The sequence below is a fragment of the Xanthomonas sp. D-109 genome, from assembly GCF_017746095.1.
Taxonomy (GTDB): Bacteria; Pseudomonadota; Gammaproteobacteria; order Xanthomonadales; family Xanthomonadaceae; genus Xanthomonas_A; species Xanthomonas_A sacchari.
This window is the reverse complement of record NZ_JAGHWV010000031.1, coordinates 17,921-27,795: the sequence shown is the minus strand read 5'-3', so window position 1 is coordinate 27,795 and position 9,875 is coordinate 17,921. Positions and strand designations below refer to the sequence as shown.

The window sequence follows — 9,875 nt, the reverse complement described above, 5'->3', positions numbered from 1 at the left end:
TACGACTGGTACTTCCGCCGCACCCAGCGGGGTCGCGGTGGCGGCCGGCAGGACCGCCGCGCCGATCGCCGGCAGCAGGCCCAGGCCGATGCCGGCCAGCCCGGCCGGCGGCCAGGCGCTGTCGTCCGGCTTGGCGTCGTCGCGCTTGTCCTCGCTCTTGGCCTTGTCTTTGCCCGTGGCCTTGGTCTCGGTGCTGCTCTTCTCGGTGTCCTGGGCGACCTTGTCGCCGGCCTGCGCGCTGCGCGCCGGATCGCTGGCGGTGTCGTCCGCGGCGGCCGGGCGCTTGTCGGCCTGGTCCTTGTCGGCACCCTGCGCCGCCTTGGCCGTCTCGCGGGCGGCGGGCTTGGGCGCGGTGGTGCGTGCCGAGCCGCCGCCACCGAGCAGCTTGGCGAAGTCCTTGTCCCTGCCGCCGCTGCGGTCCGCACCCTGGGTGTCGCTGCCGCCGCCGATCTGGCTGGCGCGGCCGCTGCCGCCCAGCGCGGAAAGCGCGTTGTTCATCGTCCGTCTCCGTCATCGTGTTCGTCGGCGGTGGCCGCCAGTCGCGCGCGGCGCGCGCCGAGGTCGTCCATCTCGCGCTGGCTGCGGCGGTCGTCGACCTTGCGTTCCTGGGCCCGGTAGCTGGCCGCGAGCTGTTCCAGCACCTGCTTGTCGCGGCTGGCCAGCAGCAGCCGGCTGCGTTCCATCTCCACCTTCTCGCGGTTGCGGTCCACGGTCTGGCATTGCTGCTGCACCGCGCTCTCCAGCCGGTCCAGGAAGGCGCGGCGGTTGGCCAGTTGCGCCAGGCTGGTCGCGGCCATCTGGCTGTTGGCGTACTCCTCGGCGTAGCGGCGCAGTTCCTCCAGCCGCGACTCGTGGGTGGCCAGGGCGCGCTGGCGCTCGGCGAGATCGCGGGCGACCTCGTCTTCGTGCTGCTGGGCGCGGCGGAGCAGGGGATCGAGACGTTGCGATTGCATCATGGCTTAGTTCTCGCGGTCGACCAGGCGCTTGAGGGCGGCCTGGCTGTGGGGCAGATCTGCGGCTTTGGCGACGTCCTGTCCGAGGAATTCCATGATCTCCGGCCAGCGCTCCAGCGCTTCGTCCACGGCCGGATCGTTGCCGCGCTGGTAGGCGCCGATGGTGATCAGGTCGCGGTTGGCCGAGTACGCCGACACCAGCCGCTTCAGCGAGCGGATGCGCAGGCGCCACGGCTCGTCGGCGATGTCCTGGACCACGCGGCTGACCGAGGACTCGACGTCGATGGCCGGGTACAGGCCGCTGTCGGCCACGCGCCGCGACAGCAGGATGTGGCCGTCGAGGATGGCGCGCGCGGCGTCGGCGATCGGGTCCTGCGGATCGTCGCCTTCGGTGAGCACGGTGTAGAAGGCGGTGATCGAGCCGCGGCCCTTGGCGCCGTTGCCGGCGCGTTCCACCAGCGCCGGCAGCTTGGCGAACACCGACGGCGGGTAGCCGCGGGTGGTCGGCGGCTCGCCGACCGACAGGCCGATCTCGCGCTGGGCCTGGGCGAAGCGGGTCAGCGAGTCCATCAGCAGCAGCACGTTCAGGCCCTGGTCGCGGAACCATTCGGCGATGGCGGTGGCGCGGTAGGCGCCGTGCAGACGCGCCAGCGGCGGGCGGTCGGCCGGGGCGGCGACGACCACGGCGCGACGCAGGCCTTCCTCGCCCAGGGTGGTCTCGACGAAATCGCGCACTTCGCGGCCGCGTTCGCCGATCAGCCCGACCACGATCACGTCGGCGGCGGTGTAGCGGGTCATCATGCCCAGCAGGGTGGACTTGCCGACGCCGGAGCCGGCGAACAGGCCCACGCGCTGGCCGCGGCCGATCGGCAGCAGCGCGTTGATTGCGCGCACGCCCACGTCCAGCGGGGTGGTGATGGGTTCGCGCGCCAGCGGGTTGATCGACACGCCGGCCATGCCCACCGAACCTTCGGCGCGGATCGGGCCCTTGCCGTCCAGCGGCACGCCGTCCGAATCGATGACCCGGCCGAGCAGGCCTTCGCCCACTTCCACGCCGCCGCGGCGGTGCAGCGGCACCACCCGCGCGTTGGGCAGCAGGCCGTGGGTTTCGGCGCTGGGCATCAGCGAGGTGCGGTCGCCGGAGAAGCCGACCACTTCGGCATCGACCCAGCCGCCGTCGACCTCGACCTTGCAGGTGGCGCCCATCGGCGCCTCGCAGCCGACCGCTTCCAGGGTCAGGCCGACCGCACGGCGCAGGATGCCCTCGCGGATCAGGCCGCGGCCGGCGGCCGCGTCCAGGTCGAGCTTGCCCAGGCGGCCGGCCAGGCGCAGGTTGCGCGCATCCAGCCAGTCGGCGGGGTGGGTGCCGGACAGCGCGCTCACAGGCCCGCTCCGGACTTGCGCATCACCGTCTCCAGCGCCGCGCGCAGGCGCGCCTCGAGGGTGCCGTCGATGCGCACCGATTCGGCGTGCACGCGCAGGTCGCCGCGGCTCAGGCTCAGGTCCGGCACCAGCCGGATGCCCTGGTCCATCAGCGTCAGCAGCGGGGTCAGCGCGGCGATGTCGTCCGGATGCAGGCGCACCTCGACGTCGCGGCGCGCGCCGCCGACCGCGTCCAGCGCCTCGGCGACTAGCTCCGACAGCAGCACCGGGTCGGCCTGGTAGGCGCGGCCGACCAGGCTGCCGGCGATGCGCACGGCCAGTTCGCCGAGCGCGCCGACCACTTCGTTCTCCAGCCGCGCCAGCGGCCGCGAGAAGTTGTCCAGGATGCCTTCGATCTGCGCGGTCAGGCGGCGGATCTCGGCCTGGCCCTGGGCCAGACCCTCGGCATGGCCGCGTTCGAAGCCTTCGTGCTGGGCCGCGGCCTCGATCGCCTGGATCTCCTCCAGGCTCGGCGGGCGCAGCACCGGCTCGTCCGGCAGCACGTCTTCGTAAGGCTGCGCCGCCAGCGGGGGCGGGGCATCGAGTTCCGGCGCCAGCCAGCGCACCACGTTGCCGTTCATACCATGGCCTCCGCACCGCTGCCGCCGAGGCTGATCGCGCCCTCATCGGCCAGGCGCCGCACGATCGCCAGGATCTCCTTCTGCGCGGCCTCCACGTCGGACAGGCGCACCGGGCCGCGCGCCTCCATGTCTTCCAGCAGGATCTCGGCCGCGCGCTGGGACATGTTCTTGGTGATCTTGTCGCGCACCTTGATGTCGGCCCCGCGCAGGGCCAGGCCGAGGCGGTCGCCGCTGACTTCGCGCAGCATGGTCTGCAGCCCGCGGTCGTCCAGCTCCACCAGGTTGTCGAACACGAACATCAGGTCCTGGATGCGGCTGCCCAGGTCGGCGTCGATCTTGCTGATCGCCGACAGCACGCCCTGGTCCGACCCGCTGTCCAGGAAGTTGAGGATGTTGGCGGCGACCTTGACCCCGCCCACGTTGGACGACTTCAGGTTCTGGTTGCCGGAGAACTGCCGCTCCATGATCTCGTTGAGCTCGTTGAGCGCGTGCGGCGGGATGCCGTCGAGGGTGGCGATGCGCATCAGCACGTCGGCGCGGGTGCGCTCGGGCAGCAGCTTCAGCGCCTCGGCGGCCTGGTCGCTGTCCAGGTGCGCCATCACGATGGCGATGATCTGCGGATGCTCGTTGCGCACCAGGTCGGCGATGGAGCGCGGGTCCATCCACTTCAGGGTGTCCAGGCCGGTGGTGTTGCGGCCCAGCAGGATGCGGTCGATCAGGCTGCCGGCCTTGTCGGCGCCCAGCGCCTGCACCAGCACGTTGCGGATGTAGTCGTCGGCGCCCACGCCCAGCGAGGTCTTGCTGCCCAGCTCGGCGTTGAACTCCTCCATGACCTTCTCGACCTGGTCGCGCGAGATGCCGCTCAGCGTCGCCATGGCGATGCCGATCTTCTGCACCTCCTTGGGGTCCATGTGCTTGAGCACCTCGGCCGCGTCGGCCTCGCCGAGCGACAGCAGCAGCACGGCGGCGCGCTGGGTGCCATTCATTGCATTCGCATCAGGCTTCACTGGCGACCCATCCCTTCACGACCTGCGCCACGCGCTTGGAATCCTGTTTGACCGCTTCGCGGGCCTGACGCAACCGTTCTTCGTAGGCGTCGGGCAGGGCGATGGCGGGGTTGCCGCCAGCGCCGCCGCTGAGGCTGGCGGTGTCCTCGCCCAGCGACGGCAGCAGCGGGTTGTCGTCGTCGAGCATCGACAGCTTGGCGTCGCGCGGCTCGCCGCCCTCGCGGTCGTGGCCCACGGCCGCAGCCGGCGCGGGACCGGCGATCTGGCGCAGCGCCGGGCGCAGCACGCCGAACAGCAGCGCCAGCACCACCGCCGCACCCAGCACCAGACGCGCGACGTTCATCACCCGCGGATCTTCCCACCAGCCGGGCTTGTCGGTCGCTTCCGGGGCCTGGCGGACGAACGGGGCGTTCATCACCGAGACGGTGTCGCCGCGTTCGGCATTGAAGCCCACCGCCTGCTTGACCAGGCCTTCGATGCGGGTCAGCTCGGCGGCGCTGAGCGCCTGCTCGGTCATCTTGCCCTTGGCGCCCGGCCGCATCACGTGGTCCACCAGCACCGCCACCGAGACGCGCTTGATGCGCCCGGCCGGCTGCCGGGTGTGCTGCAGGGTGCGGTCCAGCTCGTAATTGCGGGTGGCGCTCTTGGAGCTTTCGGTCGGGGTCGCGGCGGCGGCCTGCTGGGTGCCGGCGGTGCCCGCGGCGGGCGGGGCGCCGGTGGCGCCCGGCTGGCCCGGCGCGCTGCCCGGCGAGTTGCTGGTCGCGCCGGGCGCGCCCTGCGGACCGCTGGTGCTGGTGCTGCTGTCGCTGACCTGCTCGCTGCGCAGCTTCGGCGGGTCGCCGTTGTACAGCTCGCGCGCTTCCTCGACCACCGAGAAGTCCATGTCCACGTTCACCTCCGGGTTGACCCGGCCCGGGCCGGTCATCGGCTCCAGCAGTTCGCGGATGCGCTGGTTGTAGGCGCTTTCCTGGCGCCGCACCTGGTCGAACTGGGCGGCATTGAGCGCGGCGTCGCTGTTGGGGTCGGCGATGGTCAGCATGCGCCCGCTCTGGTCGACCACGGTGACGCGGTCCGGCGCCAGGTCGGGGATGCTGGAGGCGACCATGTTGACGATGGCATCGACCTGGTTGCGTTCCAGGGTGGTGCCGCCGCGCAGTTCCAGCACCACCGAGGCGCTGGCGGCCTCGCGCTGGCGGGTGAACGCGCTCGGCTTGGGGATGGCCAGGTGCACCCGCGCCTCGCGCACCGGGCGCAGGCTGGCGATGGTGCGCGCCAGTTCGGTTTCCAGGGCGTGCTGGTAGCGCGCGTTCTCCACGAACTGGCTGACCCCGAAGCCGGGATCCTTCTCCATCACCTCGAAGCCCATGTTGCCGTTGTCGGTCAGGCCGGAGCCGGCCAGCTTCAGCCGCGCGTCGTACAGCTTGTCCTCCGGCACGGTGATCGCGCCGGTGGCCTGGTCGAGCTTGAACGGGATCTGCGCGGTGCGCAGCAGGTCGGTGGCTTCGGCCGTGCCTTTCTCGTCCAGGCCGGTGTACAGCGGGGTGTAGGCCGGCTTCTGCGACCAGAAGAACACGAACAGGCCGGCCGCCACCGCCACTGCGATCATCGCCATCAGGCCGATGCGGCGGGTGAGCTGCAGGCTCTGCAGGCGGTCGAACCACGCGCCGGCCTTTTCGCTGCTGAACGTCTCTTTGCTGATCGCAAGCGCCATCGTCTTCTACCCTTACAGCGGCATGTTCATCACGTCCTGGTACGCCTGGACGAGTCGGTTGCGGACTTCCACGGTAGCGCGAAACGCCACCTGGGACTGTTGTGCGGCCAGCATCACCTTGGCCAGATCGGCGCTGGGGTCGCCCAGTTCGAAGGCCTTGGCGAGGTCGCCGGACTTCTGCTGGGCCTCGTTCACGCCGCCGATGGCGTTGCGCAGGGTCTCGGTGAAGCTCGGGCCCTGCACACCCTGGCTGCCGCCCAGGCCTTCGATCGCATTGCTGCGGCCGACATCGCCCACCCGCGTCTGCGCTGCCTGGCCGACCTGGCCCTGGTAGCTGCGGATCTGCGAAAGAATGGAGCTGATGGAGTCGCTCATACGGTGAAGTCCCTGCCGGGAAACGGCTTGCCCGTATGCAATGCAAGCGGTGTGCCGAAACGGCCGGCACGCGCCGCCCGGCACCCAGGCGGGCGCGGGCGGCGGCATCGGATGGCCGGTGACGGGTTCCCGGCGCCGGCCGCTGTGCCGACGCAGGGCAGGCGCCGGCGACGTGTCGGCGGGTTGACGCTGTGCGCGTCGTCACGGTCGGGCGCCAGCACCGGCGCGGGGACCTCGGCTCGGGCGGGAAGGGCGGCCTCAGTCCGGCAGCCAGGCCGCCCGCCACTCCTGCAGGTTGGCGCCCTGCAGCATCCAGTCGCGCTGCACCGCCGCGCGCAGCGCGGTGCCGGCTGCCGCCCGCGCGTCGGCATCGGCCAGGTGTGCGCGGATCGCATTGACCCAGTCGCGGAAGCGGTTCTTGACCAGGGTCGCCGGCAACCCGCCGTCGCGATAGGGCGCCAGATCGCTGGCCACCACCGGATAGCCGCAGGCGCCGTACTCGAGCAGGCGCAGGTTGCTCTTGCAGCGGTTGAACAGGTTGTCTTCCAGCGGCGCCAGCGCCAGGTCCAGGCCCAGTCCGGCCAGCGCCTGCGGATAGCGGGCGAAGTCCACGCCTGCGTGCACCTCGTGCACGTGCCGGCGCAGCCGCTCCGGGCACAGCCCCATGAACACCCAGTGCACCTCGCCGGCCAGCGCCTGCACCACGTCGGCGATCAGTTCCAGGTCGCCGGTGTGGCTGAGCCCGCCGGCCCAGCCGACCCGCGGCTTGGCCGAGGCGGATGCCGCCGGCGCGGGCAACGCGCCCCACAGCTGCGGCTCCAGCCGGTTGCGCACCACGCGGATGTCGCCGTGCAGGCCGGCCAGCGCCTCGGCCAGGTCCGGCGTGGAGACGGTGACCCGGTCCACCAAGGTGGCGGCGCGCCGCAGCGAACGCAGCACATCCTTGGGCATCTGCTCGCGATGCGCGCTCTTAAGCGGCAGATTGGGCAGGTAGTCGTCCAGTTCGTAGACCATGAAGGCATTGCCGAACCGGCGCATGCGCTCCATCCGCGCCAGTTCCGCATCGCCGACCCGGCGCTGCAGCACCACCGCGTTGGCGCCGATGCGCTGCAGCTCCACCGGATCGAGCAGGCGCGCGTAGTACAGGCCGTCGATCTGTCCCGCCTCGGCCAGCGCCTGGAACGGCTGGATTACCCGGTACTGGCCGCTGCCGAAGGTGTCGCCCGGATGGGCGAGCACCCGCGGCAGCGGCTTCCACGTCAGCGGCTGCCAGGAGAACTCGGACTCGGTCAGCTGGAAACCGCCGGGCTGGTCCAGGCCCAGGCTGGGCGAATACGCCGGATCCTGCGCCAGCGCCGGCAGCCAGCGTTGCAGCAGGGCGTCGTCGGCCGCCTCGCTGCGGGTGGCCGGGGCCGGCTGCAGCAGCAGCGCCTGTGGCGTCCACACGGTCCAGGCGCCGGTCGCGGCAGCGCGCAGGCACAGATCCACGTCGGCGCCGCCGGCGGCGAAGCCGCCCGCATCGAAGCCGGACAAATGCTCGAACAACGCCCGCCGCACCAGCAGGCAGTGCGCCGACACCGCGCTGTAGCGGTGTGCCACCTGCAAGCGGCCCATGTAGCCGGGCTGGGCCATCGTCTCGCCGGTGAAGGCGTGGCCGGCGCCGGCCAGCAAGCCCGGCAGCAGGCCGGCGTGGGTGATGCGGCCATCGGCGGACACGCCCTTGGCGCCGACGATGCCGACCTCCGGCCGCTGCGCGTGGTTCATCAACGTGTGCAGCCAGCCGTCCTGCACCGCGGCGCTGTCGGCGTCGAGGAACAAGAGGTACTCGCCTTGCGCCTGGGTGGCGGCGAGGTTGTGCGCCTCGGCCTGGGAGACCCGCTGTTCCAGGGCGAACACGCGGATGCGGCCGTTGCCCAGTTCGGCGACCGCCTGCATCCACGCGGTGATCTCCGGCGCCTGGCTGGCGTTGTCCACCAGCAGCAGCTCGTAGGCCGGGTAGGCGGTCTGTTCGAGCAGGCTGACCACCGCGCGCTGCAGTGACGGCAGGTTGTCCTGCGCCAACAGCACGATCGAGACCGGTGGCTGCGCGGCATGGCCGTAGTCGATGCGGAACAGGCCGCCCGGCAGCGGCTCGACCGCGGCCTGCGGATAGCCGCGGGCCTGCAGGTGCGCGGCTATCGCGCGCTGGCGCGCCTGGCTACCGACCTCGGCGCTGGCCGGCGTGGCGACCAGCAGCGGCTCGGGCAGGTGCGCGATGCCGTCGCCGCCGTCGCGCAGGAACAAACGCAGGATCAGGTCCAGCTCGCTGGCACCGTCGTAGGCCGGATCGAAGCCGCCCAGCGCCTGCACCGCCGCGCGGCGGAACACCCAGTGCCCGGCGGTGACCAGAGGGTTGCCCAGCAGCAGGTCCAGGTCCGGGTCCGGCCGCAGCAGCGGCGCCAGGGTGTCCGCGTCCACGGCCAGCCATTCGTCCGCATACAGCGCGTTGCACTGCGGTTGCTGCGCCAGTTCCAGCAGCAGCCGCAGCAGGCCGCCGGCGTAGAACCGGGTGCCCGCGACCACGCGCAGGCACCAGTCGCTGGCCGGAGCGGCATCCAGCGCGGCGGACAGCGCCGCGGCATCGGCCTCGGCCGGCAGCGGTGGCAGGATCCGGACCCGCAGGTCCGGCCACGCGGGAAGGGGGGCGTCGCCCAGCACCAGCGCCTGCACCTGCGCGAACGGCGTGCCCTCCAGCAGCAGGCTGTCCAGCGTGGCGTCCAGCGCGGCACGGTCGGCGCCGCGTGCGTCGACCAGCACGGCGAGCCGCGGCGCGCCGCCGAGGGCGTCCAGGCGCGCGTCGAGGAGGTCGCGTTGCGCCGGCGTCAGCGTCCGCCGCGCCTGCCAGTCGCGCAGCGCGGCCTGCACGCAGACGCGCGCGTAGGCGTCCTGGATCGCCTGCAGCAGGTCCACCGGCGAGCCGGGGCCGCCGCCCAGCGGCGTCACCGTGACCTGGCGGACGTCGCCATCGCCGCGGTACCAGCCCATGGCGCGCACGCCCTGGCGGAAGTTGGCGTGGCCCTGGTCGCCGATGCCGGGCTGGTCGCGGCCGGCCTGGCTGTATTGCTCTTCCGACACCCGGAACCTGGTCAAGGGCTTTGCCAGCAGCGCCAGGTGGCCGCGGTGCAGCAGCTTGGCGTACAGCGCCAGGTCGCCGACCCAGTTGATGACCTTGCCGGCCAGCGTCATCAGCTCGTCGCCGATCTCCAGCAGGTCGCTGCGCCGGCACAGCACGCAGCTGGGCTCGCCGACGAAGTTGATGGTGTGGTCGGCCAGGAACGACAGCAGTTCCGGTCCGTCCAGCAGCACATCGCCGGCGAACGGGAAGGCGGTGGCGTGGATGTCCTCCAGCGGCGCGCCGTGGCTGTCGATGCGCTGCCGCCGCGAGGAGGCCAGCAGCACGTCCGGCGCCGACTGCATCGCCGCGACCAGCGCGGCCACGCAGTCCGGCGCCAGCACGTCGTCGTCGTGCAGGAACTTCACGTACTCGCCCTGGGCCAGGGCGATGGCGCGCGCGGTGCTGCCGAGTTCGCCGTAGCGCTCCGGATTGCGGTGGTAGCGGATCGGGAACGGAGCAGTGGCGGCGCGGCGTTCCACCACCTCGGCGATCGCCTCGGTGGGGTTGTCGTCACAGATGACCAGTTCCAGCGCCGGATAGGTCTGGGCCAGCACGCTGTCGAGCGCCTGCTCGAAGTAGCGCAGCTTGTAGGCCGGCATGACCACGCTGACCAGGGGCGGGTGGGGCATGAACGATGGACCGTGTCGGGAGGGGGCAGGTTCGGTCGCGAGC

7 protein-coding genes and 1 pseudogene are annotated in these 9,875 nt (G+C 72.0%); all 8 read right to left on the bottom strand.

Features of this window, described 5'->3' with window-relative positions:
* Positions 1-498: pseudogene (locus tag J7357_RS20730) on the bottom strand (hypothetical protein); the annotation flags it as partial.
* Positions 495-956: a flagellar export protein FliJ gene (gene fliJ / locus J7357_RS20725; protein ID WP_010341649.1), complete on the bottom strand. Its 462-nt coding sequence runs from the start codon at positions 954-956 to the stop codon at positions 495-497. The gene fliJ and the pseudogene J7357_RS20730, both read right to left, overlap by 4 nt.
* 3 nt (positions 957-959) lie before the next feature.
* Entirely contained in the window at positions 960-2,336 is a 1,377-nt protein-coding gene (locus J7357_RS20720; protein WP_209249413.1) for a FliI/YscN family ATPase, read from the bottom strand.
* Positions 2,333-2,956 carry a FliH/SctL family protein gene (locus J7357_RS20715; protein WP_010341651.1) on the bottom strand — a complete coding sequence of 208 codons (624 nt, stop codon included), beginning with the start codon at positions 2,954-2,956 and terminating at the stop codon, positions 2,333-2,335. The genes J7357_RS20720 and J7357_RS20715 overlap by 4 nt, the downstream gene beginning before the upstream one ends.
* Positions 2,953-3,942 carry a flagellar motor switch protein FliG gene (fliG, locus tag J7357_RS20710; protein ID WP_010341652.1) on the bottom strand — a complete coding sequence of 330 codons (990 nt, stop codon included), beginning with the start codon at positions 3,940-3,942 and terminating at the stop codon, positions 2,953-2,955. Before fliG ends, J7357_RS20715 begins: the two co-directional genes overlap by 4 nt.
* 10 nt (positions 3,943-3,952) lie before the next feature.
* The gene (gene fliF / locus J7357_RS20705) at positions 3,953-5,674 is read right to left on the bottom strand and encodes a flagellar basal-body MS-ring/collar protein FliF (protein ID WP_209249412.1); all 1,722 of its coding nucleotides are present in this window, start codon (positions 5,672-5,674) and stop codon (positions 3,953-3,955) included.
* A 12-nt stretch (positions 5,675-5,686) separates the two neighbouring features.
* Positions 5,687-6,049, bottom strand: coding sequence for a flagellar hook-basal body complex protein FliE (gene fliE / locus J7357_RS20700; protein WP_010341655.1), 363 nt, complete (start codon positions 6,047-6,049; stop codon positions 5,687-5,689).
* A gap of 258 nt (positions 6,050-6,307) precedes the next feature.
* Positions 6,308-9,832 (bottom strand): glycosyltransferase, encoded by a 3,525-nt coding sequence (locus tag J7357_RS20695; protein ID WP_209249411.1) that lies wholly within the window; start codon positions 9,830-9,832, stop codon positions 6,308-6,310.
* Positions 9,833-9,875: the final 43 nt, after the last annotated feature.